The organism is Streptomyces sp. NPDC052396, from assembly GCF_044593195.1.
In the GTDB taxonomy this organism is placed as follows: Bacteria; Actinomycetota; Actinomycetes; order Streptomycetales; family Streptomycetaceae; genus Streptomyces.
In genome coordinates this window covers 233,905-258,949 of record NZ_JBIUAW010000006.1, presented here as the reverse complement: position 1 = coordinate 258,949, position 25,045 = coordinate 233,905, and the positions used below count along the sequence as shown (strand labels likewise).

General features: G+C 72.8%; 18 protein-coding genes. 6 read left to right on the top strand and 12 right to left on the bottom strand.

Annotation, left to right across the window (positions count from 1 at the left end; all coding sequences use genetic code 11):
* Window positions 1–105: 105 nt before the first annotated feature.
* Window positions 106–555 (bottom strand): DUF3017 domain-containing protein, encoded by a 450-nt coding sequence (locus ACIHFE_RS17750; RefSeq protein ID WP_400107479.1) that lies wholly within the window; start codon window positions 553–555, stop codon window positions 106–108.
* Window positions 545–1,414: a bifunctional methylenetetrahydrofolate dehydrogenase/methenyltetrahydrofolate cyclohydrolase gene (locus ACIHFE_RS17745; RefSeq protein WP_400107477.1), complete on the bottom strand. Its 870-nt coding sequence runs from the start codon at window positions 1,412–1,414 to the stop codon at window positions 545–547. The genes ACIHFE_RS17750 and ACIHFE_RS17745 overlap by 11 nt, the downstream gene beginning before the upstream one ends.
* 203 nt (window positions 1,415–1,617) lie before the next feature.
* On the opposite strand from ACIHFE_RS17745, the gene ACIHFE_RS17740 reads away from it, so the two are divergent.
* Window positions 1,618–2,262 (top strand): RDD family protein, encoded by a 645-nt coding sequence (locus ACIHFE_RS17740; RefSeq protein ID WP_400107475.1) that lies wholly within the window; start codon window positions 1,618–1,620, stop codon window positions 2,260–2,262.
* A gap of 49 nt (window positions 2,263–2,311) precedes the next feature.
* Here ACIHFE_RS17740 and purH read toward each other — a convergent pair whose 3' ends face one another.
* Together purH and purN are read right to left on the bottom strand one after the other, a co-directional pair.
* Window positions 2,312–3,880, bottom strand: a complete 1,569-nt coding sequence (gene purH, locus ACIHFE_RS17735) for a bifunctional phosphoribosylaminoimidazolecarboxamide formyltransferase/IMP cyclohydrolase (protein WP_400107473.1) — start codon at window positions 3,878–3,880, stop codon at window positions 2,312–2,314.
* On the bottom strand, window positions 3,877–4,506 hold the full coding sequence (purN, locus tag ACIHFE_RS17730) for a phosphoribosylglycinamide formyltransferase (protein WP_400107471.1): 630 nt from the start codon (window positions 4,504–4,506) through the stop codon (window positions 3,877–3,879). The genes purH and purN overlap by 4 nt, the downstream gene beginning before the upstream one ends.
* 354 nt (window positions 4,507–4,860) lie before the next feature.
* On the opposite strand from purN, the gene ACIHFE_RS17725 reads away from it, so the two are divergent.
* Window positions 4,861–5,589: a hypothetical protein gene (locus ACIHFE_RS17725; protein WP_400107469.1), complete on the top strand. Its 729-nt coding sequence runs from the start codon at window positions 4,861–4,863 to the stop codon at window positions 5,587–5,589.
* A 13-nt stretch (window positions 5,590–5,602) separates the two neighbouring features.
* Here ACIHFE_RS17725 and ACIHFE_RS17720 read toward each other — a convergent pair whose 3' ends face one another.
* The 6 genes from ACIHFE_RS17720 to ACIHFE_RS17695 all read right to left on the bottom strand — a co-directional run bounded on the left by ACIHFE_RS17720 (window position 5,603) and on the right by ACIHFE_RS17695 (window position 16,078).
* Complete coding sequence (locus tag ACIHFE_RS17720; protein WP_400107467.1) at window positions 5,603–8,731, bottom strand: DUF6350 family protein; 3,129 nt, start codon at window positions 8,729–8,731, stop codon at window positions 5,603–5,605.
* 173 nt (window positions 8,732–8,904) lie between these two features.
* Complete coding sequence (sucD, locus tag ACIHFE_RS17715) at window positions 8,905–9,789, bottom strand: succinate--CoA ligase subunit alpha (protein ID WP_400107465.1); 885 nt, start codon at window positions 9,787–9,789, stop codon at window positions 8,905–8,907.
* Between the two features lie 20 nt (window positions 9,790–9,809).
* Window positions 9,810–10,994 carry an ADP-forming succinate--CoA ligase subunit beta gene (gene sucC / locus ACIHFE_RS17710; RefSeq protein WP_400107464.1) on the bottom strand — a complete coding sequence of 395 codons (1,185 nt, stop codon included), beginning with the start codon at window positions 10,992–10,994 and terminating at the stop codon, window positions 9,810–9,812.
* 205 nt (window positions 10,995–11,199) lie between these two features.
* A complete protein-coding gene (locus tag ACIHFE_RS17705; RefSeq protein ID WP_400107462.1) occupies window positions 11,200–12,420 on the bottom strand; it encodes a VWA domain-containing protein in 1,221 nt (406 codons plus the stop codon).
* The gene (locus tag ACIHFE_RS17700) at window positions 12,417–14,957 is read right to left on the bottom strand and encodes a DUF5682 family protein (RefSeq protein WP_400107460.1); all 2,541 of its coding nucleotides are present in this window, start codon (window positions 14,955–14,957) and stop codon (window positions 12,417–12,419) included. The genes ACIHFE_RS17705 and ACIHFE_RS17700 overlap by 4 nt, the downstream gene beginning before the upstream one ends.
* On the bottom strand, window positions 14,954–16,078 hold the full coding sequence (locus tag ACIHFE_RS17695) for an AAA family ATPase (protein WP_400107458.1): 1,125 nt from the start codon (window positions 16,076–16,078) through the stop codon (window positions 14,954–14,956). Before ACIHFE_RS17695 ends, ACIHFE_RS17700 begins: the two co-directional genes overlap by 4 nt.
* A gap of 131 nt (window positions 16,079–16,209) precedes the next feature.
* Between ACIHFE_RS17695 and ACIHFE_RS17690 the strand changes: the two genes are divergently transcribed.
* Window positions 16,210–17,559, top strand: coding sequence for an SWIM zinc finger family protein (locus tag ACIHFE_RS17690; protein ID WP_400107456.1), 1,350 nt, complete (start codon window positions 16,210–16,212; stop codon window positions 17,557–17,559).
* A 48-nt stretch (window positions 17,560–17,607) separates the two neighbouring features.
* Complete coding sequence (locus ACIHFE_RS17685; RefSeq protein WP_400107454.1) at window positions 17,608–19,182, top strand: DUF5691 domain-containing protein; 1,575 nt, start codon at window positions 17,608–17,610, stop codon at window positions 19,180–19,182.
* Between the two features lie 35 nt (window positions 19,183–19,217).
* On the opposite strand, the gene ACIHFE_RS17680 is transcribed toward ACIHFE_RS17685, so the two are convergent.
* Window positions 19,218–19,631: a cobalamin B12-binding domain-containing protein gene (locus ACIHFE_RS17680; RefSeq protein WP_400107452.1), complete on the bottom strand. Its 414-nt coding sequence runs from the start codon at window positions 19,629–19,631 to the stop codon at window positions 19,218–19,220.
* Window positions 19,632–20,027: 396 nt separating this feature from the next.
* Between ACIHFE_RS17680 and ACIHFE_RS17675 the strand changes: the two genes are divergently transcribed.
* Both ACIHFE_RS17675 and ACIHFE_RS17670 read left to right on the top strand, forming a co-directional pair.
* Window positions 20,028–20,831: an esterase/lipase family protein gene (locus ACIHFE_RS17675; RefSeq protein ID WP_400107450.1), complete on the top strand. Its 804-nt coding sequence runs from the start codon at window positions 20,028–20,030 to the stop codon at window positions 20,829–20,831.
* A gap of 222 nt (window positions 20,832–21,053) precedes the next feature.
* A complete protein-coding gene (locus ACIHFE_RS17670) occupies window positions 21,054–22,559 on the top strand; it encodes a peptidoglycan DD-metalloendopeptidase family protein (RefSeq protein ID WP_400107448.1) in 1,506 nt (501 codons plus the stop codon).
* Window positions 22,560–22,593: 34 nt separating this feature from the next.
* Here ACIHFE_RS17670 and pcrA read toward each other — a convergent pair whose 3' ends face one another.
* Complete coding sequence (gene pcrA / locus ACIHFE_RS17665; RefSeq protein WP_400107446.1) at window positions 22,594–25,044, bottom strand: DNA helicase PcrA; 2,451 nt, start codon at window positions 25,042–25,044, stop codon at window positions 22,594–22,596.
* Between the last annotated feature and the right edge of the window lies 1 nt (window position 25,045).

Here is a 25,045-nt window from a genome sequence, read left to right as displayed (position 1 = left end):
CCCTCTCGCCAGGAGGCAGTGCGAGCGCCCCGCCCCCGCTCTTATGGAACGGGGAAGGGGGAGCTCGTCATCAAGATAGGGACAGCCGGTTCGCCAGACCGTGAGCTAGACCGTGAAATGGAGTACGTCATCCAAAAACGGGATCTTCAGCCAGGCATGCGGCTGGGCCATCAGGGCCAACAGCACGATCGCCAGGCCCAGCCCGCCATAGATGACCATGTCGGTGAACCGGGACCGCACGGCCAGCATGCCGACGGACGGCAGCATCCAGCGCAGCACCGCCCCGCCGAGCATCGCCACCCCGATCAGCAGGGTGCCGACCCGGAAGCCGTCCACCGCGACGATCAGCAGCCCCAGACCGGTCAGGCCCATCACCGCCAGCAGCGGCCACTGCCGGGCGGGCGCCGGGGCACCGCCGGGCGCGGCGCGGCCGCCGCCCTCGGGGCGGGCGGTGTCCCGGGTGAACTGGGGGAAGCGACGCGACTTACGGGGCGTCTCACCGGGCGCCTCCTGGGGCGTCCCGTGGGGCGTCCGCTTCCCCGGCTCAGCCGGCATCGCTCGTTCCGGTGGCACGCTCGGCGGCCTCGACCACATTGGCCAGCAACAGGGCGCGGGTCATCGGGCCGACGCCGCCGGGGTTGGGCGACAGCCAGCCGGCCACCTCGGCGACCCCCGGGTCCACATCGCCCATGATCTTGCCCTCGCCGTCCCGGCTGACGCCGACATCCAGCACGGCCGCGCCCGGCTTGACGTCCTCCGGCTTGATCAGATGGCCGACGCCGGCCGCCGCCACGATGATGTCGGCCTGGCGCAGGTGCTCGGACAGATCCCGGGTGCCGGTGTGGCAGAGGGTGACCGTGGCGTTCTCGGAACGGCGGGTGAGCAGCAGCCCGATGGAGCGGCCCACGGTGATGCCACGGCCGACCACCACCACATGGGCGCCATTGAGCTCGACACCATGGCGGCGCAGCAGCTCGATGATCCCGGCCGGGGTGCAGGGCAGCGGGCCGGTCTCATTGAGCACCAGCCGGCCCAGGCTCATCGGGTGCAGGCCGTCGGCGTCCTTGGCCGGGTCCATCAGCTCCAGCACCCGGTTGGTGTCGATGCCCTTGGGCAGCGGGAGTTGGACGATGTAGCCGGTGCACTCGGGGTTGTCGTTGAGCTCCCGGACGACCGCCTCGATCTCCTCCTGGGTGGCGGTCGCGGGCAGTTCACGGCGGATCGAGTTGATGCCGACCTGGGCGCAGTCGCGGTGCTTGCCGTTGACGTACCAGGTGCTGCCGGGGTCGTCACCGACGAGCAGGGTGCCGAGTCCGGGCGTGACGCCCTTGGCCTTCAGCGCCTGGACGCGCTGGGTGAGTTCGGACTTGATCGCGGCCGCGGTGGCCTTGCCATCGAGAATCTGGGCGGTCATGAGGTCATCCTCCAGGATCGGGTGCCGCAGCCACCAATCCAGGTCGTCAGGGAAAAGGTCATATGCCACGATGATCTGCGCCGACGCCGCCGTGGCGGCGGTCCCGGGCCCGGCGGCCGGCCCCGGGCTCCCGGCGGCGGGCGAAGTCCGCGCGATCCGGCGCGTACCCGTTGCCCCTCTTGACCCTCGTCGAAGGAACCCAGGTGACTCACCCGAACCCGCCCGGTTCGTACCCGCCCTATCCGCCCCAGCAGCCCTACCCCGGCTACCCACAGCAGCCGCCCGGGCCGTACGGCTACGCGGCGCCGGGGGCGTATCCCGGGTACCCGGGATACCCCGGGTACCCCGCGAGTCCGTACGGCTACCAGCAGCCGGTGCTGGCCGGCTGGTGGTCCCGGGTGGGCGCGGTGCTGCTGGACTCGCTGATCGGCGGTGCGGTACCGCTGATTCTGATCATCACCGGGGTGGTGATGCTCGCCCAGGCCCAGCGGGACTGCGAGGTCGACTCCTGGGGGTACGAGCACGGCTACTGCACTCCGGACCACGGAAAGATCGTTCTGGGCTTCGCTCTCATCTGTCTGGCCTTCCTGGTCTCGATCGGCATCGGCCTGTGGATGCTCTACCGCCAGGGCAAGACCGGCCAGACGCTGGGCAAGAAGGTGGTGGGTATAGCCGTGGTCCGGGAGCGGGACGGACAGCCCACCGGCTTCGGCGGCTCGTTCGTCCGCTCCCTCGCCCACGCGGTCGACGGGTTCTTCTACCTCGGCTACCTCTGGCCGCTGTGGGACGCCAAGAAGCAGACCTTCGCCGACAAGATGTGCGGCACCCTGGTGATACGCGTCCCATGAGCGATGGCCGATGGGCCGCGCCCCGATGACCGGGGCGCGGTCCGTCGGCTCAGTGGAAGAAGTGCCGGGTCCCGGTGAGGTACATGGTCACGCCCGCCGCCTTGGCGGCCTCCGCCACCTCCGCGTCGCGCACCGAACCACCCGGCTGCACCACGGCCTTGACGCCCGCCGCGGTCAGCACCTCCAGCCCGTCCGGGAACGGGAAGAAGGCGTCGGAGGCGGCGTAGGAGCCACGCGCCCGCTCCTCGCCCGCACGCTGGACGGCCAGCTTCGCCGAGTCCACCCGGTTGACCTGGCCCATGCCCACGCCCACCGTGGCGCCGTCCTTGGCCAGCAGGATCGCGTTGGACTTCACCGCGCGGCAGGCCCGCCAGGCGAAGGCCAGCTCGGCGAGTTCGGCCGGGGCCAGCGCCTCGCCGGTGGCCAGCGTCCAGTTGGCGGGGTCGTCGCCCTCGGCCTGGAGACGGTCCTTGGCCTGGATGAGCGCCCCGCCCTCGATGGCGCGGGACTCACCGTGTGCGGCGGGCGCCTCCGGGCAGCGCAGCACCCGGATGTTCTTCTTGCGGGCCAGCACCTCCACCGCGCCGTCCTCATAGCCGGGCGCCACGATGACCTCGGTGAAGATCTCGGCGACCTGCTCCGCCATCGCCACCGACACCGGCCGGTTGACGGCGATCACCCCGCCGAACGCGGACAGCGAGTCACAGGCGTGCGCCTTGCGGTGCGCCTCGGCCACATCCGAACCGACCGCGATACCACAGGGGTTGGCGTGCTTGATGATGGCGACACAGGGCTGCTCGTGGTCATGGGCCGCACGACGGGCCGCCTCGGTGTCCACGAAGTTGTTGTACGACATCTCCTTGCCGTGCAACTGCTCCGCGTGGGCCAGCCCTTGGCCGGTGCCGTCGGTGTAGAGGGCGGCGGGCTGGTGCGGGTTCTCGCCGTACCGCAGCACCTGCTTACGGGTGTAGCCGACGCCGATGAACTCCGGCCAGGGGCCGCTGGTCTCATCGGCTCCGTAGCCGGCCGCGAACCAGTTGGCCACCGCGATGTCGTACTCCGCCGTGTGCCGGAACGCCTCCGCCGCCAGCCGCTTGCGCTGCGCCAGGTCGAAGCCGCCGTCGCCGACGGCCTTGAGAACGTCCTGGTAGCGGCCGGGGTTGACCACCACGGCCACCGAGGGGTGGTTCTTGGCGGCGGCACGGACCATGGACGGACCGCCGATGTCGATCTGCTCCACACACTCGTCGGCGGAAGCGCCCGAGGCCACCGTCTCCCGGAACGGGTAGAGGTTCACGACCACCAACTCAAAGGGCCGCACGCCCAGTTCGTCCAGCTGCGCACGGTGCGCGTCCAGCCGCTGGTCGGCGAGGATCCCGGCGTGCACCCGCGGGTGCAGGGTCTTCACCCGGCCGTCCAGGCACTCGGGGAAGCCGGTCAGCTCCTCGACCTTGGTGACCGGGACGCCGGCGGCCGCGATCCGCCCGGCCGTCGAACCGGTCGAGACGAGCTCCACGCCCGCCTGGTGCAGGCCACGGGCCAGCTCCTCCAGGCCCGTCTTGTCGTAGACGCTGATCAACGCCCGGCGGATGGGCCGCTTCATGGCTTCGGCGGTCACAGGATCGTTACCTTTCGTCCCTCTATGCGGTAGCCGTGACGGGCCAGACGCCCCACGACCTCGACGAGCAGCCGTCGCTCGACTTCCTTGATCCGCTCATGCAGAGCGGCTTCGTCGTCCTCGTCCCGGATCTCGACCGTGCCCTGGGCGGCGATCGGCCCGGTGTCGACGCCGTCGTCGACGAAGTGGACGGTGCACCCGGTCACCTTCACGCCGTAGGCGAGCGCGTCACGCACCGCGTGGGCGCCGGGGAAGCTGGGCAGCAGGGCGGGGTGCGTATTGATGACGCGTCCGCCGAAGCGGGCCAGGAACTCCTTGCCCACGATCTTCATAAAGCCCGCCGAGATCACCAGGTCGGGCTGGTACTCCGCGGTGGCCTCGGCCAGTGCCGCGTCCCATGCCTCCCGGGTCGGGTGGTCCTGGACCCGACAGACAAAGGTCGGCAGCCCGGCGCGGCGGGCCCGGTCCAGACCGGCGATGCCCTCACGGTCGGCGCCCACCGCGACCACCCGGGCGCCGAAGCCCTCCGGGTCGGCGGCCATCGCGTCCAGCAGAGCCTGCAGGTTCGTACCCGAACCGGAGACCAGCACGACTAGGCGGGCAGGGGCAGGGGGCGGCGAGGCCACGGCGGGGCCCTTTCTCGCGGGCGATGCGGGTTTGCGTGGTGGTGCGGTTTGCGTGGTCGTGCGGCGTGCACGGCCGTGCGGTTTGTACGGTCGTACAAGACCGAAGGCTCCCCGGATACGGGGGACTCTACGAAGCCGCCGACCGCCAGCAACGATACCGGCACCCGCCAGGACCTCTGCGGGACGGGGGCGTCCACGGCAGGTAGCGTCTGGGGCAATGCATCACAGCCGTGCGCACGGCTCCGGCGAACCGGGCGCGTCACCGTACGCTCGAAGTGCAGGACCACTCCCCCACGGCTCAGAACGGGCTGGGGGACCCCCACCCACAGACGACCAGGGGAAGACGCACTCCACATGCCGGACCGACGCGTGACCGACGCCCGCCCGCCGTACCAGGGCGGCGCCCTGCGCGAGGAAGACCGCCAAAGCCGCGACGACCGCGACGACCGCAGCGAGGACAACCCCTTCGCCCCGCCGCCGCAGGGCCAGGCCGACCGGCCGTGGCAGCCGCGCGAGCCGGAGGGCGAATCGGGCGGCCCGGAGGGAGGCGGCCGGCCGGACCAGCCGCCGGCCTGGGGCAGCCAGTGGAGCAGCCGTCAGCCCGGCCGGCACAGCGGCGGGTTCGGCGGCCCGCCCGGCGGCGACCAGAACCCCTCCGGCGGCCCCGGCGGCGGCCCGCGCTGGGACCCCGCCGACCCGGCCCAGCGCCGGGCCCGCTACGCGCTGCTCGCCGGACTGTGGGGCTTCTTCTTCGCCCTGTTCAGCCTGGAGGAGGTGGCGCTGCTGCTGGGCGCACTCTCCGTCTACTGGGGCATCAGCTCGCTGCGCACCAAGACCGCACCCCGCGAGAAGGGCGCCCCGGCACCACAGCCGGGCGGGGCCCGGCCGCAGGTCACCGCGGCGGTCAGCGGACTGGTGATGGGCGGACTGGCCCTGGCCATCGTGCTGTCCACCTTCGGCTTCCAGCTGGTCTACCGCGACTACTACACCTGCGTGGACGACGCCCTGACGCAGACCTCCCGGCAGTCCTGCCAGACACACCTGCCCAAGCAGCTGCGCCCGCTGCTGAGCGCGGAGGACTGACACCCCGCCGCGCTCAGCGCTCCTCGGCAGACGCACGGGGCTCGCTCGACTCGAACTCACCTGGTTCGAAGTCGGGCATCAGGCCACCCCCGGAGTCCTTGAGCGCGGCCCAGCGGACCTGACGGGCGCCGGAGTCATGCCACTCGCTGCGCTCGGGCTCCTCGGCGGGCGCCGGAGGAGCGGCCGCGTGCCGGGCCCGGCGCGCCGCCCTGCCGTCCGCCTTACGGGCCGCATGCCGCGCCTTCCCGGCCGCCCGGGACCGCTGCCACCAACGACGCCTACGACGACGGGGCGGAGCGGCCTGCCCATCGGCCCCCAGCACCACACCACCTACCGGCTGCACCGGCAACGTCTCCGGTACGCCCAACTCAGGCTCCGGGCGCTCCGGTTCGACCGACTCCGGCCCGGGGCCCTTCGACTCGGCCAACTCCGGCTCCGAGTCCTCCGGTTCCGGGCGTTGTGCCTCTGCTCCCTTCGACTCCGGGCGCTGTGACTCCGAGCCCTTCGGGTCCGGTTGCTCCGATTCCGGGGCCTGCGGGTCCGGGTGCCCCGAGCCCCGACGCTTCGGATCCGGCCGCTGCGAACCCAGGGGTTCCGGGTCCGGCCGTCCCGACCTCCGGCTCTCCGAGTCCGACCACTCCGAACCCCGGCACTCCGAATCCAGCCGCTCCGAACCCAGAGGCTCAGGGTCCGGCCGTTCGGACCCCCGACGCTCCCGGCCCGAGCGCCCCGAGCCCCGACCATCCCAGTCCGGCCGCTCCGAACCCCAGTGCTCCGAACCCGGCCGCTCCGAACCCCGGCACTCCGAATCCGGACGCTCCGGCCCACCACGCTCCCCGTCCGGACGTTCCGGCCCCCAGTCTTCCGAGTCCAGCGGCTCCGAACCCGGACGGGCCCAACTCAGACCCTCTGCACCCAGGGACTCCGGGCCCAGCCGTTCAGAACCCCGATGCTCCGGGCCCAGCCGTTCAAAGCCCTGGCGCTCCCAACCCGAGCGCTCCGATCCCCGGTCCTCCGAGTCCAGTTGCTCCGACCCGCGGCGCCCCGGGTCCAGCCGCTCCGGGTCACGGCCCTCCCACTCCAGACGTTCCGGCCCCCAGTCTTCCGAGTCCAGCGGCTCCGAACCCTGGTACTCCGAGTCCAGTGACTCCGAACGCTCCAGGTCCGGACGTTCCGACCCCGGGCACTCCGGGCTCGGTCGCTCCGAACCCCGGCTTTCCTGATCCAGTTGCTCCGAGCCCCGGCGCTCCCAGTCCAGTGGCTCCGAATCCAGGCACTCCGGTTCCGGCCGTTCCGCCCCCGCGCACTCCAGGTCCGGCTCAGTCGCGGGGAAGTCCTCGGCGAGCTGCCGTGGTTCCTCGCTCTCCGGTGTGACCGGTGCAGAACCTGTAGCCGTCGCAGGCGCTGCGGGCCCTGCGGCCCCCGCGGTCGCGGCACCGGCACCCGAGGCAGCCGTGTCACCCGAGGCGCCCTCAACAACCGTGGCACCGCCGGTCTCCGTGGCCGCACCGGTTGCGAAACCCAGCCAACCGGCCAGCAGGCGCCACCAGGAGCCGCGCGCGGCCCGCCTGGGGACCTCGAGGGCCAGGTCCAGGCCCAGGGCGATACCGGTTCGGCGCCACCAGCTGCGCCGCGCCCGCTCGGCGGGCACCGGCTCGCGCTGCGGCTCCGGCTCCGGCTCCCGGGCCACCGAAAGCTCCGGCTGCTCCGGCTGCTCCTGCGGACGCGGGACGGCCCGGCGGCGCCACCGTACGATCAGCGCGCCCGGCACCCCGATGAACGACCAGGCGAAGACGGCGGCACCCATGTACAGAAAGTGCGGGCCGAAGCCGGACAGGGTGCCGCGGCCCAGCGGCCCGGCCGAGGCATAGGCGAGCAGAGCGGCCAGCGCGGCACAGAACAGGGCGGCCAGGAAGGCGATCGCGGTGACCTCGCGCCGGCCCGCCTCGACCGGGCGCCGTGGCACCGCGGCCCAGGCGATGGCCACTCCCACCGCGAGCGCCAGCGCGGCCCCGCCCGCCAGCACCAGCGGGCCCGCCGGGCCCTCCGCCGGCAGCGCCGCCAGCAGCGGGAAGCGGGGCAGCCCCGGCCGGGTGACCGTGCCCAGCCGGTGCAGGGCCAGCGGTGCCACCGCGCTGCCCGCGCCAACGGTGAAACCCGGCCCCAGACCGTAGGCGGCCGCCCAGATCACCGCGTTGGGCAGCAGGGCCACGCTCAGCAGCACCACGGCCACCCGCCCCGACCAGCCCGCCGCCAGCTGGGTAACGGTCTCCTGCGCGGCACCCGCGTGCAGCCCCAGCGAGATGGTCAGCAGCAGGGCGCCGCCGGCCAGCAGCACCACGGTGCCAAAGGTTCCGGCCCGGGCCACCGCCACCAGCCGGGGGCGGGTGAACCAGGCGCGCAGCCGGACGGGGATCCAGCGCAGGGCGGACGGCACCGGCCGGCCCGGGCAGCCGGCGGCCACCCACACCCCGGCGCCGCACGCCGCGGCGGCCACCAGCGGCAGGTTGAGCAGTGCGCTCAACGGTTCCACGGACAGCGGCCCGGACGAGGCGTAGAGCATGGCGGCCACGCTCACCAGCAGATAGCCGCCCAGCAGGGCGGTGAAGGCGGTACGCGGCGGCAGCGGCGGGACGGGCGGGTCCTCGGTGATGCCCAGCACGCTCAGGCCGAGCGCCACCAGCTCGGCCTCCTCGTCGGCCGCGCTCCCGGCCGTGCTCCCGGACTCGCCGTCCTCGCCCGCCTCTTCCCCCTCGTCCGTCGCCGTCGCCTCGTCCGGCATCGGAGTGACCAGCGGCGTCTGACGGGCCGCCCGGTAGAGCAGCAGGCACGGCAACACCGTGAACAGCAGGGGTGTCAGGCCCATCGGCGCGGGCGCCCCCGAGGTGGTCTCGGTGCGTACCAGGTCGGCGCCGTGCGCCAGCAGCCAGAGGTCGGTGGCGATATGCAGCGCCCCGGCCGGCCCGCTGTCCGGGTACGGAGAGACGATCCACAGGGCCAGCACCATCGTGGCGAAGGCGCCGAGCCCCAGGCCGGCGGCGAGTGCCCCGCCGAAGAACGCCGTGCCCGCCGCGGACGGGCCGCGGGCAGCCGACCGTGGGTGCATGGGCAACGCATGGTCGCCCTGGGCATATTGGGTCACGGGGGCCATGCTGCCAACAACGCGCCTTTCGGGCGGGTAGCGGCAAATGACCGCCGTGTCGTGTTCAGCAGCTCAAGCGGCATATGGCCGATACGGGCAGCCGATACGGGCGTGGGCCCGCACTCCGGTCGGTGTGCGGGCCCACGTCGTGGAACGCGTGTGACTACCGGGGCTCAGGCGCCCAGCAGCTCACGGGCCAGGAGAGCCGTCTCGGACGGCGTCTTGCCGACCTTGACGCCGGCGGCCTCCAGGGCCTCCTTCTTGGCCTGCGCGGTGCCGGACGAACCGGACACGATCGCACCGGCGTGGCCCATGGTCTTGCCCTCGGGCGCGGTGAAACCGGCCACGTAGCCGACGACCGGCTTGGTGACGTTGGCCTTGATGAAGTCCGCGGCCCGCTCCTCGGCGTCGCCGCCGATCTCGCCGATCATCACGATCAGCTCGGTCTCCGGGTCGGCCTCGAACGCGGCCAGGGCGTCGATGTGGGTGGTGCCGATGACCGGGTCACCGCCGATGCCCACGGCCGAGGAGAAGCCGATGTCACGGAGCTCGTACATCATCTGGTAGGTCAGGGTGCCGGACTTGGACACCAGACCGATGCGGCCGGGCTTGGTGATGTCGCCCGGGATGATGCCGGCGTTGGACTGGCCCGGGGTGATCAGACCGGGGCAGTTGGGGCCGATGATGCGGGTCTTGTTGCCCTTGGACTGGGCGTACGCCCAGAAGGCGGCCGAGTCGTGGACAGCGATGCCCTCGGTGATCACGACGGCCAGGCCGATGCCCGCGTCGATCGCCTCGACCACGGCGGCCTTGGCGAAGGCCGGCGGCACGAAGACCACGGTGACGTCGGCACCGGTCTTCTCCATCGCCTCGGCGACCGAGCCGAAGACGGGCACGGCGGTGCCGTCGAAGTCGACCTCGGTGCCCGCCTTGCGCGGGTTGACGCCACCGACGATGTTGGTGCCATCACCCAGCATCAGCCGGGTGTGCTTCATGCCCGTGGCACCGGTCATCCCCTGGACGATGACCTTGCTGTCCTTGGTGAGGAAGATAGCCATGGTTGTGGAGTCCTCGTCCCTTACTTAGCCGCGGCCGCAGCCAGCTCGGCGGCCTTGTCGGCCGCGCCGTCCATGGTGTCCACGCGCTGCACGAGCGGGTGGTTGGCGTCGGACAGGATCTTGCGACCCAGCTCCGCGTTGTTGCCGTCGAGGCGCACGACCAGCGGCTTGGTGACCTCTTCGCCCTTGTTCTTCAGCAGCTCCAGAGCCTGGACGATGCCCTTGGCGACCTCGTCACAAGCGGTGATGCCACCGAAGACGTTGACGAAGACGGACTTGACGTCCGGGTCGCCGAGGATGATCTCAAGGCCGTTGGCCATGACCTCGGCGGAGGCGCCGCCACCGATGTCGAGGAAGTTGGCCGGCTTGACGCCCGCGTGCTTCTCACCGGCGTAGGCGACCACGTCGAGGGTGCTCATCACGAGGCCCGCGCCGTTGCCGATGATGCCGACCTGGCCGTCGAGCTTGACGTAGTTCAGGCCCTTGGCCTTGGCAGCGGCCTCCAGCGGGTTGGCCGCGGCCTTGTCCTCCAGCGCCCCGTGCTCGGGCTGGCGGAACTCGGCGTTCTCGTCGAGCGAGACCTTGCCGTCGAGGGCGATGACGCGGCCGTCGGCGACCTTCGCGAGCGGGTTGACCTCGACGAGGAGCGCGTCCTCGGCGACGAAGGTCTTCCACAGGGTCACCATGACCTCGGCGACCTGCTCGGCGACCTCGGCCGGGAACTTCGCCTGGGCGACGATCTCACGGGCCTTGTCGATGGTGACGCCGTCGTTGGCGTTGACCGGGACCTTCGCGAGCTTCTCGGGGGTCTCTTCCGCGACCTGCTCGATGTCCATGCCGCCGGCGACCGACGCCATGGCCAGGAAGGTGCGGTTGGTCCGGTCGAGGAGGTACGAGACGTAGTACTCCTCGGCGATCTCCGGAGCGGTCTCGGCGATCATGACCTTGTGGACCGTGTGGCCCTTGATGTCCATGCCGAGGATGTCCGTCGCGCGGGCGACAGCCTCGTCAGGGGTGGCGGCCAGCTTCACGCCGCCGGCCTTGCCGCGGCCGCCGACCTTCACCTGAGCCTTGACGACCGAACGGCCGCCCAGACGCTCAGTGGCCTCGCGCGCCGCCTCAGGCGTGTCGATGACTTCACCGGCCAGCACCGGTACACCGTGCTTGGCGAAGAGGTCCCTCGCCTGGTACTCGAACAGGTCCACGCGCGTCCGTCCCTTTTCCATGGATATCGCGGTTCGTTATCTGCGCGGGCGTGCCGCGGGGCAGCGTGACGACGCGATCTGTAACGAGGGCGGCACACGTTCACCGTTGACGCGGCATGTCCGTCTCGCAGGTTATCCCCGCGAACCGGGCGACCCTAAATCGCAGGTCACTCTCGAGCCGTGATTACGCTCACAGGCGCCTTGCTCACTTGGGCCGTCCGGAGCCCGGCGGGCCCGCGCCGTCCGGGGACGCACCCGGGCCCGCCGGCAGCGGCCGGCCCTCCAGGGCCGCCGCCATCACCTCCGGAAACAGGTCCGGAGTACAGGCGAAGGCAGGCGCGCCGACCGCCGCCAGGGCCGCCGCGTTCTCCCGGTCATAGGCGGGCGCCCCCTCGTCGGACAGGGCGAGCAGCGTCACACAGCGCACCCCCGCCGCCCGCATGGCCGCCACCCGTTTGACCATCTCCTCCCGTATGCCGCCCTCATAGAGATCGCTGATCAGCACCAGCACCGTCTCGGCGGGCCGGGTGATCCGGGCCTGGCAGTAGGCCAGTGCCCGGTTGATATCGGTGCCACCGCCCAGCTGGGTGCCGAACAGCACATCCACCGGGTCGGCCAGTTGCTCGGTGAGGTCCACCACGGCGGTGTCGAAGACCACCAGTCGGGTGCTCAGGGAGCGCATCGAGGCCAGGACGGCGCCGAAGACCGAGGCATGGACGACCGAGGCGGCCATCGAGCCGGACTGGTCGACGCAGAGGAACACCTCGTTGCGCACCGACCGCGCGGCCCTGCCGTAGCCGACCAGACGCTCCGGCACCACGGTGCGGTGTTCCGGCAGGTAGTGATGGAGGTTGGCGCGGATGGTGCGGTTCCAGTCGATGTCGCGGTGCCGGGGGCGGCTGACGCGGGCGGCCCGGTCGAGGGCGCCGGTGAGGGTGGCGCGGGTGCGGCCTGCCAGGCGGCGTTCCAGCTCCTGGACCACCTTGCGGATCACTGCCCGGGCGGTCTCGCGGGCCTCCTCGGGCATGGCCTTGCCCAGGGACAGCAGGGTGCCCACCAGGTGCACATCGGCCTCCACGGCCTCCAGCAGCTCCGGCTCCAGCAGCAGGGCGGCCAGTCCCAGCCGGTCCATGGCATCGCGCTGCATCACCTGGACGACCGAGGCCGGGAAGTACGCGCGGATGTCCCCCAGCCAGCGGGCCGCCCGGGGCGCGGAGCCGCCGAGGCCCGCCGAGCGGTCGCCGCCCCGATCCGGCCGGGAGCCATAGAGGGCCTCCAGGGTGCGGTCCATGGCGGCGTCGCGGCTCCGCAGCGTGCAGCCGGTGCCATCGGCGTCCTGATCCGCGCCGAGGACCAGCCGCCAGCGGCGCAGTCGTTCGGCCGCCGGGTCCGCCAGGGGGGTGCTGCCGGTCACGCCGGTCGTCATGATGCCTTCGCTCCTTGTGCCGGTGGGGTGGCTTTCGGCGAGATGGCTGCCGGCGGGGCGTCCGGGTGGGGGCCGGGCCGCGGGTCGTCCAGCCCGAGCAGCAGGTTCAGCACGGGCTGGACGGCGGATGCCCGGTCCGGATCCAACTCCACTGTCGCGCCCGGGCTGTTGGGGGCCCCATGGGCCGTCCGGCCGCTGCGGACGAGCCGGCCCAGGGTGCGCCGCACTCCCGGCTCCTGGGCCGAGAAGGTGCGGCGCAGCAGGGGCAGCACATCGGTGAACGCCTCGGGGCTCACCCCGGTCAGCCAGGTGTCGATCAGTGTCAGCAGGCGTTCGTCATGCACCAGCAGCAGGCCGCCGGAGCCGCCGCTGCCGGTGAACCCCTCGATCCAGGCGGCCGCTTCGGCCGGTGCCCGGCCGGGCGAGAGCGCCAGCCCCATCAGCCGGGCCGCCGCCTCATCGGCCAACTCGCCGTCATCGAAGAGGAGTCGGGCCGCGCGGCCGCGGATCTCCCCGGGCAGGCCCTCCCGTTCGGCGAGGGTGGACAGGACGCCCGTCCAGCGTTCACGCAGGCCGGGCCGGGCGAGCAGCGCCGTGGCGCGGTGCACGGCGTCCAGGTGGCCCTTCATCTCCTGGGCGGCGTCCCGGTCCAGGCCCGCGCAGGCGGCGGGCAGGCCGATGAAGACCCGCTCGGCGATGCCCGCGGCCACCTCGGCCAGGGCGCCGGTGTCGGTGCGCCGGACGTCTCCGTAGCGCACCGAGCGGACCAGTGCGGGCAGGGCCTGGGCCAGATGGGACACCTCGCCGTCCAGCGCGGCCCGGTCGGCCAGGGTGCGCATCACCTCGGGCAGGGCGTCCGGGAGTTCGGCGAGCAGACACTGCTCGGCCAGGGTGGTGATCTCGGCGAGGGAGGCGGCCCGGTCCGTGGCGGCGGCGGCCCTGGCGGTGGCCGCCGCCGCCACGGTGGTGCCCCAGACCCCGGCCTCGGCCACCCGCACGGACAGCTCCGGATGCCAGCACAGCCGCCAGGTCTCCCGGAAGGTGCCCAGCCCGGTGCGGGAGGGCAGCGGAGTGCCCCAGTCGATACCGAGCAGCCGGAGCCGGTGCAGCAGTCTGCTGCGGGCGGCGTCGTTGTCCTTGCGGAGGTCGAACTCGGCTTCCCGCCGGTCGGCTTCGGGTTTGAGGCGCAGGCTTCGCTGCAGCCGGGTCAGGTCGCGGCGCAGGGGGGTGGCCGGGGCGGAGTCGGGGACCTCGCCCAGGACGTCGCCGATCACCAGGCGGTCCCGTACCAGCGCCAGCGGTACCTCCGAGCCCTCGCACATCACCGCGCGCACCGCGTCAACGGTCTCGGGCAGGCCCGGCTGCGGACGGCCGCGCAGCGCGGCGAGCGTGCCGGCCAGTCGTACCGCCTCGATGATGTGCGCGGACGAGACCGAGTACCCCTCGTCCCGCAGCAGCCGGGCGACGGTGGTCAGCCACCGCTCCAGCGGCCGGTCCGGGGCCCGGAAGAGATGGCCGTACCAGCCGGGCGAGGTGATTCCGGCGCCATACCCGCTGTGCCGGGACAGCCGGCGGTGTGTCCAGGGCACCCAGCTGACGGCGGTCTTCGCCTTGGCCAGCCCTTTGAGCAGCATCCGGTCGGCGGCGACGGTCCGTACGGCGGAGAGCGCGGGGACGTGCCAGGCGCCGCAGACCACGGCCAGGTCATCCCCGAACTCCCGCCGGGCTTCCCGGATTTTGAGGCGCATCTGGGCCTCGCGCACCTCGTCATGACCGGCCCCGAGGCCGCCGGCGGCCTCGGCGGGTGCGGGCAGGGCGGGGCCGGCGCCCGAGTGCGCCGGGCGGTCCGGGACCTGGCCGGCGCGCTCTCCCCCGGATGCCGGGCGGTCCGGACAGCGGCGGGCATCGGGGCCCGCCCGCATCCGGTCCTCCGGCCGGCCCGCCGCACCATCACCCCGGCGCACCGGGCGGTCCCGGCCCCCGCGGCAGGCGCTGTCACCCACTCCCGCCGGGCCACCGGCGGCGCCGGCCCGCTCGGCCCGCAGCGCCGTCATCGCCTCGGCCACGGCGTGGAACGGGGCGAGGGCGTCGGCATGGGGGCCGGCCGCGCGGGGGTGCTCCAGGACGTCCTCCCACCAGCGCTCCGGGTCGTCGTAGCCGGCGGCTTCGGCGAGGTGGGCCAACGGGTCCGCGGCGCCGCCCTGTTGAAGGCTTTCGTTCCGGCCGAGGGTGACCGCGGCGGGCAGGTCGATAAAGCGGACCGGGACGCCATGGGAAAGCGCCCAGCGCAGGGCCACCCACTCCGGTGAGAAGTCGGCGAAGGGCCACCAGACGGCGTGGCCGGGATCGTCCACGGCATGGGCGAACAGCGCCACCGGCGGCCGCATCTGCTCCTCGGCGGCGAGGTGTGCCAGGGCATCGGCCTCCGGCGGTCCCTCGATCAGCACGGCCCGGGGCGCGCACTGATCGAGGGCGGCGCGCACCGCCCGGGCCGAGCCGGGTCCGTGGTGGCGGACTCCCAGCAGGGCGACGGTCATCGGGACACCTCGCGGCAGGCGCGGTAGAAGTCCTGCCAGCCGTCCCGCTCCCGGACCACGGTCTCCAGATACTCCTGCCAGGCCGTGCCGTCGGCCGCCGGGTCGCGCACCACCGCGCCCAGGATGCCGCCCGCCACATCGGCGGCGCGCAGCACGCCGTCGCCGAAGTGGGCGGCCAGCGCCAGCCCGCCGGTGACCACGGAGATCGCCTCGGCCGTGGAGAGCGTGCCCGAGGGCGATTTGAGTTTGGTGCGCCCGTCGGCGGTGACGCCCTCGCGCAGCTCGCGGAAGACGGTGACCACCCGCCGGATCTCGTCCACCGTGTCGGGCGCGGCGGGCAGTTCCAGGGCGCGGCCGATCTGGTCGACCCGGCGGGCGACGATGCCGACCTCCTCCTCTGGTGTGCCGGGCAGCGGCAGGACGACGGTGTTGAACCTGCGGCGCAGGGCGCTGGACAGCTCGTTGACGCCCCGGTCGCGGTCGTTGGCGGTGGCGATCAGGTTGAAGCCGCGCACCGCCTGGACCTCCTCGCCGAGTTCGGGGATCGGCAGGGTCTTCTCGGACAGGACGGTGATCAGGCTGTCCTGGACGTCGGCGGGGATGCGAGTCAGCTCCTCCACCCGGGCGGTCATGCCCTGGGCCATGGCCCGCATCACCGGGCTGGGCACCAGTGCCTCCCGGCTGGGGCCGTGGGCCAGCAGCCGGGCGTAGTTCCAGCCGTAGCGGACGGCCTCCTCCGCGGTGCCCGCGGTGCCCTGCACCAGCAGGGTGGAGTCGCCGCTGACGGCCGCGGCCAGGTGCTCGGACACCCAGGTCTTGGCGGTGCCGGGGACGCCGAGCAGCAGCAGTGCCCGGTCGGTGGCGAGCGTGGTGACGGCCACCTCGATGATGCGGCGCGGCCCCACGTACTTGGGGGTGATGACGCTGCCGTCGGGGAGCACGCCGCCGAGCAGATAGGTGGCGACCGCCCATGGCGACAGTCTCCAACGCGCGGGCCGCGGGCGGTCGTCGGCGGCGGCGAGCGCCTTGAGCTCCTCGGCGAAGGCGTCTTCGGCGTGCGGCCGCAGGGCCTCGAACGATTCGGCCTCGGACGGTCCGGCGGAGATTCCAGGCACGGTCACGGTTCCCCCTCGGTGTGCGTGCGCTCCGGGATGTGTCACCAACCCTGCACCACCCCACTGACAATGGGCCTCAGAGCAGGCGAAGCAGCAGGTCAGGGCGATTGTCAGTGGGGTGTCCTAACTTCGGTGACATGACTGGGCAGGGGGAACGCTGGACTTCGGAGCAGGTGCTCGCGCTGGCGCCTGATGACGTATCACGCACGGCGGGCGGCCGGCTCGCCGTGCCGGGGTCGTGGTCGGGCACCGGCACGCGGGGGGATGCGGTGTGGGGCCACTGCGCGGGCAGCGGCGGCACGCCGTACCGAACGGTCGTGGATCTCAACGGGCCGGCATTCCGGTGCAGTTGCCCGAGCCGCAAGTTCCCGTGCAAGCATGCGCTGGGGCTGTTGCTGCTGTGGTCGGCGGGCCAGGAGTCGGTACCGGTCTCGGACGCCGGACCGCCGGACTGGGCGGGCGACTGGCTGGTCCGGCGCCGCGACCGGGCCGGCCGTGAGACGGACGAGCACTCGGGCGGTCCGGCTCCCGGCTCCGCCGAGGCCGCCCGCCACCGGGCCGGCCTGCGGCTGCGCCGAATCGCCGACGGAGCCGGGGAGTTGGAGCAGCGGCTGGCCGACCTGCTGCGCGGCGGGCTGGCGGCGGAGGGGGCCGGATCGGCCGCGCGGTGGGAGGAGACGGCGGCCCGGATGGTCGACGCCCAGGCCCCCGGACTGGCGGCCCGGGCACGGGAGTTGGGCTCAATCGCCGGGGCGGGCACCGACCGGGCCTCCCGGCTGCTGGCCGAGTGCGCCTTGCTGCACACGCTCAACCAGGGCTTTCTGCGTCTGGAGTGGCTTCCGGAGCCGCTGGCCGCCACCGTGCGCGCCCGGGTCGGCATCCCGGTGGACAGCGCCGCCCTGCTGGCCTCGGCCACCACGGTCCGCGACCACTGGCTGGTGCTGGCCCAACGGGACGCCGACGACGGCCGGTTGGTCACCCGCCGGATCTGGCTGCGCGGCCGGGACACCGGCCGGATGGCGCTGCTGCTGTCCTATGGCGCAGCCGGGCGGACGCCGGAGCTGTCGCTGCCGGTGGGCACCGCCCTGGACGCCGAGCTGGCCTTCCATCCGTCGGTCAGTCCGCTGCGCGCCGCGCTGGGCGTCCGCCATGGGCTGCCTGCGCCCTGTCCGCAGCCACCGCCGGGCGGCGACACCGCGGCCGCCCTGCGGGCCTACGCCCAGGCGCTGTGCGGGGACCCCTGGCTGGATGCCTGGCCGGTGGTCCTGGCCGCGGTCACCCCGATACCGGACCCGGAGCACGGCTGGCAACTGGCCGACGCCCGGGGCGAGTTGGCGCTGCCCGTGGACCCGCGGTGCGGCGAGCGGGCCCAGCTGTGGCGGCTGGCGGCGATATCCGGCGGGCGGCCGGTGACGGTCTTCGGCGAACACGGCCATCGGGGCTTCACCCCGCTGGCCGCCTGGGGGCCGGAGCCGGTGGCCCTGTGACGGCACGGCTCCCCCACCATCACCCACTCTCGGCACGGAGGCATCCCCATGCACACCACCACCTGGGACGAACTGGTCAGCACCGCCCTGCTGGGCACCGAGCGGCGTGCCGCGCCCACCGCCCGTCCCGGTCAGGATCCGGCCCTGGCCCTGCTGGACGCGGCCGCCGTGCACACCGTGCGGCGGCGGGCCGGGGCCTTGCCGGCCACCGCGCGGGCCCGGCCGGAGCCCGCCCCCGAGGATCCGCGTCCCGGCCTGCCGGAGGCCGCCCGGCGGCGGCTGGCCCTGCTGCTGGCCGACCGGGCCGGGCCCGGCGGGCGGCGCGGCAGCGCCCCGGATCTGGTCGAGTTGCTGCCCCAGTGGCTGGCCGCCGCCAACCTGCGCGGCTACCGGGCGCCGGACGCCCTGCTGCCCGACCTGCTGGAGGCGGCCCGGGCCCGCAGCGATCTGCGCCAGGAAGTGCTTCTGCTGGGCGGCGCCCGGGCCCGCTGGCTGGCCCGGCTCAATCCGCAGTGGAAGTACGCGCTGCGCGCCCGCCCGGCCGGGCCGGCCGCCACCGAACCGGCCGACCGGCAACGGGTCTGGCGGGAGGGGCTGTTCGCGGAGCGGTCGGCGGTCCTCGCGGCCCTCCGGCGTCATGACCCGGGCGCGGCCCGGGAGTTGCTGGCCGGCACCTGGGCGAGCGAACGGGCCGAGGACCGGCTGATGTTCCTGGACGCGTTCCACGACGGGCTCTCCCTCGCCGACGAGCCCTTCCTGGAGGCCGCCCTGGCCGACCGCAGCCGCAATGTACGGGCCCTGGCCGCCCGGCTGCTGGCCCTGCTGCCGGAGTCGGCGCTGGCCGCCCGGATGGCGCGCCGGGCCCGCGGCTGTGTCGGCCGGGACCGGGTGCGGGGAGCGGGCCCGCTGATCGCGGTGGAGGCCCCCCATGAGTGCGACGCCGCCCTGCAGCGGGACGGCGTGGTGGCCAACCCGCCGCCCGGGCGGGGGGAGCGGTCCTGGTGGCTGGGCCAGATCGTGGAGGCGGCCCCGCTGGCCGTCTGGCCGGCGCACCTGGGGGTGGGCGGCGCGGCCGAGGCGGTGGCCCTGCCGGTGGCCGACGGCTGGCGACAGGACCTGCACGCGGCCTGGTGCCGGGCCGCCGTCCAGCAGCGGGACACCGAGTGGTCACGGGCCCTGCTCGGCCCGGCGGCCGCGCCGCCCGACCCCGAGGAGTCCTCCTGGCGGGATCCGGCCAAGCTGCTGTCCGCGCTGCCGTCCGCGGAACGGGCGGACTGGGTGGCCGAGTTCATCGCCACCCATGGGCTGCCGGACGCCTTCCGCATGATCGGCGTGTGTGAGGTCCCCTGGGCGGAGCCACTGGGCCGGGCCGTGGTCGACGCGCTGGACATCGCCCGGGAGTCCGGCGGCTACCCATGGAGCTTCAGCGGGGTGATGGGCCTGGCCGAGCGCTGCCTGGACCCGGGCCAGGCCGACCGGCTGCAGGCCCTGGTCGGGGCCCCGGACCAGCCCGAGCACCCGAGGAGTTCACCGGGCGCCTTCGACTACTGGACCGAAGCGTTCCAACGCCTGGTCGACACCCTGCGGTTGCGGGCCGTGATGCGGGCGGAGCTGGAGCCATGACCGGCCCCGGCCGACCGCCCGCGCCCATGGGCCGGTCAAGCTCCGGCGGCCTGGCGGATGTTGGCGTTGACCCACGCCACGATCGAGGTGGTGGTCGCCCCCGGAGTGAAGATCTCGGCCACGCCCAGCCGCTTGAGCGGGGCGATGTCGTCCTCGGGGATGATGCCGCCGCCGAAGACCTTGATGTCCTCCGCGTCCCGCTCCTTGAGCAGCTCTATCACCCTGGCGAAAAGGGTGTTGTGCGCCCCGGAGAGGATGGACAGGCCGATGGCGTCGGCGTCCTCCTGGATGGCGGTGTCCACGATCTGCTCGGGCGTCTGGTGGAGGCCGGTGTAGATGACCTCCATCCCGGCATCCCGCAGCGCACGCGCGATGACCTTGGCCCCGCGGTCGTGTCCATCGAGCCCCGGCTTGGCCACCACCACGCGGATCGGACCGGTCACTCCCATCACTGCCTCCATGTGCGCCTGCCGTCGTCCGGCCGCGAGCCTCCTCGCGGCCGGCGGGCCGGGGACGTTAACGAACGTTGCCTCCAGCATCCCGCAACCCGCCGTTTCGCGGAGGATAGCGAGGGGGAAATCACACGTGGGACACCACGTTCGCTACGCACCGATCCCGTTTCCCCGCGCCTCGCCCAGGCCGTCGGCCCATCGGCGCCGCCGGGCAGCCGGGCCGGCCCCGAAACCGCCGGACCACGGGGCGGGTGCCAGGGGAGCCGCGACGAGGCCTTCGTACCACCGTGCCGACAGCCGCACGGCGCGGCGGTACGACGGCCGCGCACAGCTGCCCATGAGGGCACACGGGGGGACAGAGCTCTGCTCTGTGTGCCGTTCGGGAGGTCGGTCATGGGCGCCTTGCCCGCTGTTTCCACCACCCTGCGCCCCTCGCCGGCGCTGGTTCGCTCCACCGTGCTGGAGTTGCTGATCCTCACGGTCCATCTGCTGCTGTATCCCACCGGGGTCCGCCAGGAGCGCCGCCCGCCGCCGGTGCCGCCGGGCGCCGCCGAGCCCGGCGACCGGCCGCCGGTTCTGCTGCTGCACGGATTCATCGACAACCGCTCGGTCTTCGTACTGCTGCGGCGTTCACTGCGCCGGCACGGCTGGCCGCTGGTGGAGTCCCACAACTACTCGCCGCTCACCAGCGATCTGCGCGCCGCCGCGGTGCTCTTCGGCCGCCAGGTCGAGGAGTTGTGCGCCCGGACGGGGAGTCCGCGCATCGATGTCATAGGGCACAGCCTGGGCGGCCTGGTGGCGCGCTACTACATACAGCGGCTGGGCGGGGACGCCCGTATCCGCACTCTGGTCACTCTGGCCACTCCGCACCGCGGCACCCGGGTGGCTCCGCTGATGTCCGCGCACCCGCTGGTGCGGCAACTGCGCCCGGAATCGGAGGTGATAGCGGAACTCGCCGAACCGGCCCCCGGCTGTGGCACCAGGTTCATCAGCTTCTGGAGTGAACTCGACCAGGTGATGGTCCCGGTGGAAACCGCCCGCCTCGATCACCCGGATCTGCTGTCGCGGAACGTACGGGTGAGCGGCGTGGGACATCTGGCGCTGCCGGTGCACTGGGCGGTGGTGGCGAGCGTCCGGGAGGCCCTGACCACGGAGGAGGAGTCGGGAGGCACCTCGGAAGCGGTATCGGTGGCCTGATTCCGAAAGACCGGTTCCGAACCGTCGATCGCATCCACCACGCCCGATAAATTTCGAACCTTTTTCGAACGTCAAAGCGAGTCCTCTGGGTGGGGTCCACCGAAAGGCGGCCAATTGCCCAGGCGACGGCGCTGCAAAACGTCCGGAAGATTGTGGCCCTCGCATACCGCCGGGTACAGTCGCCGCTACTTCTCCTGCTCCCAAGGCGAAATGGAAGTGGTGGTGAACGACCGTCACCCGTCGGCGGGCCCCGGCCCGACCGTTCCCGCTCCCGATACCGCTTACGGGCAGACCCCCTACGGGCAGTCCCATGGGCAGTACGCCTCGTACGAGCAGCAGACCACCGCCTACGCCCCCGCCGGATACGACGGCTCCGGGCAGTGGGACACCACCAGCGGCTGGGGCAGCGGCCAGACCCAGGTCTGGGACTTCAGCGCCCTGGACTCCGGCCGGCACACGGGCCAGTGGCCCGCCGCCGGGGACTCCGGCCAGTGGCAGTGGAACTCTCCCGCCTCCCCCGACTCCTCCGGCCAATGGACCAGTTCCGGCCATTGGGACACCGGCGGCCATGGCCAGCAGATGTTCCAGGACTGGCAGGCCACCGGATACTCCGGGCACCCGCAGGACAGCGGGCAGTGGGAGAGCACCGGCTGGGGACACCGCCCGGACGACGCCTGGGCCAACGGCACCACCGGGCAGACCCAGACCTGGGACACCAGCGCCTATGCCACCGTCGACGAGCCGGCCGCCGCGCCCCAGCACGACCCGACGCTGGTCTCGGTGCCGGCGGACCCACGGCCCGACCCGGCGGAGTGGTCCCCGGCCCCGTCGGCAGCCCCCTCCGTGATCCCGTCCGTGGCCGACTGCGACACCCGCACCATGGCGGCGGTTGTCATCCCGCCGGAGATGACCGGGGAGGAAACGGCCCGGGAGGCCGCCCCGGAAGCCGCCGCGCCCTCCGGGCAGCCGCCGCACGTCCGCAGCCGCCGCAAGGGCGCCCAGGTCAAGGCCGATTACCGGCCGCGCCGCAAGGCGCTGCTGACCGTCGCGGTGCCCTCGGTCGCCGTGATGGGAGTGGCCGGCATCGCGGCCGCGTCCGTCGCCTCCACCGGCGGCCCGGACGCCAAGCAGACCCAGGCATCCGCCGCCGACACCTCGGTGAAGTTCTCCGCGGCCAACAGCAAACTGGACACCCAGCTCGCCGGGCTCAGCCGGGGCGCCGATGACTTCGCCACCCGGGCCAGCCGCACCCAGGAACGCCTGGATCTCAAGGCGCGGCAGGAGCAGGAACGTAAACGCAAGGCGGAGGAGGCGGCCCGCAAGGAGGCGGAGCGGCCCAAGTTCGCCCTGCCGGTCACCCAGCACGGCCTCAGCGCCCTCTTCGGCCAGGCCGGCGTCAACTGGATGTCCGTCCACACCGGCATCGACTTCCCGGTCAGCTATGGCACCCCGGTGATGGCGGCCACCGACGGCACCGTACGCACCCAGTACAACGTGGCCTACGGAAACATGGCCATAGTGACCGCCCCCGACGGAACCGAGACCTGGTACTGCCACCTCAGCAGCACCCGGATGCGGTCAGGGCAGGTCAAGGCCGGTGATGTCATTGCCTACTCGGGCAACTCCGGCAACTCCACCGGGCCGCACCTGCACTTCGAGGTACGGCCCAATGGGTCGGCGGTCGACCCGCTGCCGTGGCTGCGCGGCCACGGCCTCGATCCGACCTGACGCCCGCACTCCAGGGACCCGCGCGGCCCCCGGATCAGAGCTTCTCGACCGGTGCGTACCGCAGCAGCAGCCGCTTGGGCTTGTCCTGGCCGAAGTCGATGGTCGCCTCGGCGTTGTCACCGCTGCCCTTGACCGCGACCACGGTGCCCAGGCCGAAGGAGTCATGGGTGACCCGGTCGCCGATGGCCAGGGAGACCACCGGACGGTCCTTGGCCCGCCGGGTGGCGAAGCCGCTCGGCCCGGACCTGCCGCCACCGAGCGAGGACGCCCCGCCGCGCGAGGACGACAGCGAGCCGGAGGCCAGGCCGGACACCGACGCCGAGGGGCTGGAGGAGCCGGTGCGGCGCCACTCCACAAACCGGTCGGGGATCTCCTCCAGGAACCGCGAGGGCGGGTTGTAGGCGGGCTGGCCCCAGGCGCTGCGCATGCTGGACCGGGTCAGATACAGCCGCTCGCGGGCCCGGGTGATGCCCACATAGGCGAGCCGCCGCTCCTCCTCCAGCTCCTTGGTCTGGCCGAGGGCGCGCATATGCGGGAAGACGCCGTCCTCCATGCCGGACAGGAAGACCACCGGGAACTCCAGACCCTTGGCGGTGTGCAGCGTCATCAGGGTGATGACGCCGGTGCCCTCGGTGTCCTCGTCCGGGATCTGGTCGGAGTCGGCGACCAGGGCCACCTTCTCCAGGAACTCGGCCAGGGTGCCGGCGCCCTCCTCCTCGCCGCGTTCCTGCTCGAACTCCAGGGCCACGGCGGCGAGTTCCTGGAGGTTCTCGATGCGGGTCTCGTCCTGCGGGTCGGTGGATGCCTGGAGCTCGGCGAGGTAGCCGGTGCGCTCCAGCACCGCCTCCAGCACGGTGGCCGGACCTGCACCGGACTCCACGATGGTCCGCAGCTCGTCCATCAGCGCATTGAAGCGCTTGACCGCGTTGGCCGAGCGGGCGGCCATGCCATAGGCGTCGTCCACCCGCCGCAGCGCCTGGGGGAAGCTGATCTTCTCGCGCAGCGAGAGCGCGTCGATCATGGCCTCGGCCCGCTCGCCGATGCCGCGCTTGGGCACATTGAGGATGCGGCGCAGCGGCACGGTGTCCTCGGGGTTGGCCAGCACCCTCAGATAGGCCAGGACGTCCCGGACCTCCTTGCGCTCGTAGAAGCGCACTCCGCCGACGACCTTGTAGGGCAGCCCGACCCGGATGAAGATCTCTTCAAAGACACGGGACTGGGCGTTGGTCCGGTAGAAGACCGCCACATCGCCGGCCTTGGCTTCACCGGCGTCGGTGAGGCGGTCGATCTCATCGGCGACGAACTGGGCCTCGTCGTGCTCGGTGTCGGCGACATATCCGGTGATGGACGCACCGGCGCCGGCCTCGGTCCACAGGTTCTTGGGGCGGCGGTTCTCGTTGCGCTCGATGACGGCGTTGGCGGCGCTGAGGATGGTCTGGGTGGAGCGGTAGTTCTGCTCCAGCAGGATGGTGGTGGCGCTGGGGTAGTCCTCCTCGAACTGGAGGATGTTGCGGATGGTGGCGCCACGGAAGGCATAGATGGACTGGTCGGCGTCACCGACTACGCACAGCTCGGCGGCCTCCTCGCCGGTGCCCACCAGCTCGCGCACCAGGGTGTACTGGGCGTGGTTGGTGTCCTGGTACTCGTCCACCAGGACGTGGCGGAAGCGGCGCCGGTAGTGCTCGGCCACGTCCGGGAATGCCTGCAGCAGGTGGACGGTGGTCATGATGATGTCGTCGAAGTCCAGCGCGTTGGCCTCGCGCAGCCTCGACTGGTACATGGCGTAGGCCTCGGCGAGCGTCTTCTCGAAGCCATCCGCGGCCTGGGCGGCGAAGGACTCCTCGTCTATCAGCTCGTTCTTGAGGTTGGAGATCTTGGCGCTGAAGGACTTGGGCGGGAACTTCTTGGGGTCCAGGTCCAGATCCCGGCAGACCAGGGCCATCAGGCGCTTGGAGTCGGCCGCGTCATAGATCGAGAAGGACGAGGTGAAGCCGAGCCGCTTGCTCTCCCGGCGCAGGATCCGCACACAGGCGCTGTGGAAGGTCATCACCCACATCGCGTTGGCCCGGGGGCCGACGAGGTGCTCGACGCGCTCCTTCATCTCCCCGGCGGCCTTGTTGGTGAAGGTGATCGCGAGGATCTGGCCGGGGTGGACGCCGCGGGTGGCCAGCAGGTGGGCGATGCGGTGGGTGAGCACCCGGGTCTTGCCGGAACCGGCGCCGGCCACGATGAGCAGCGGCGAGCCGGAGTGCACCACGGCGGCGCGCTGCTGCTCGTTCATCCCGTCCAGCAGCGCGGCCGGGTCCGCCACGGGGCGCGGGGCGCCGTCGCGGTAGTAGGCCTCCCTGGGGACGGGCACGTCGAAGGCGCCCCCGAAGAGGTCGTGCGGCACCGGCTCGGCGGGCGCGTCCTCCGGGGGCGGCGGGGGCTCCTCCTCGGAGGGGGCCAGGTCCGCCAGGAAGCTGTCGTCAAAGAGGCTGCTCATC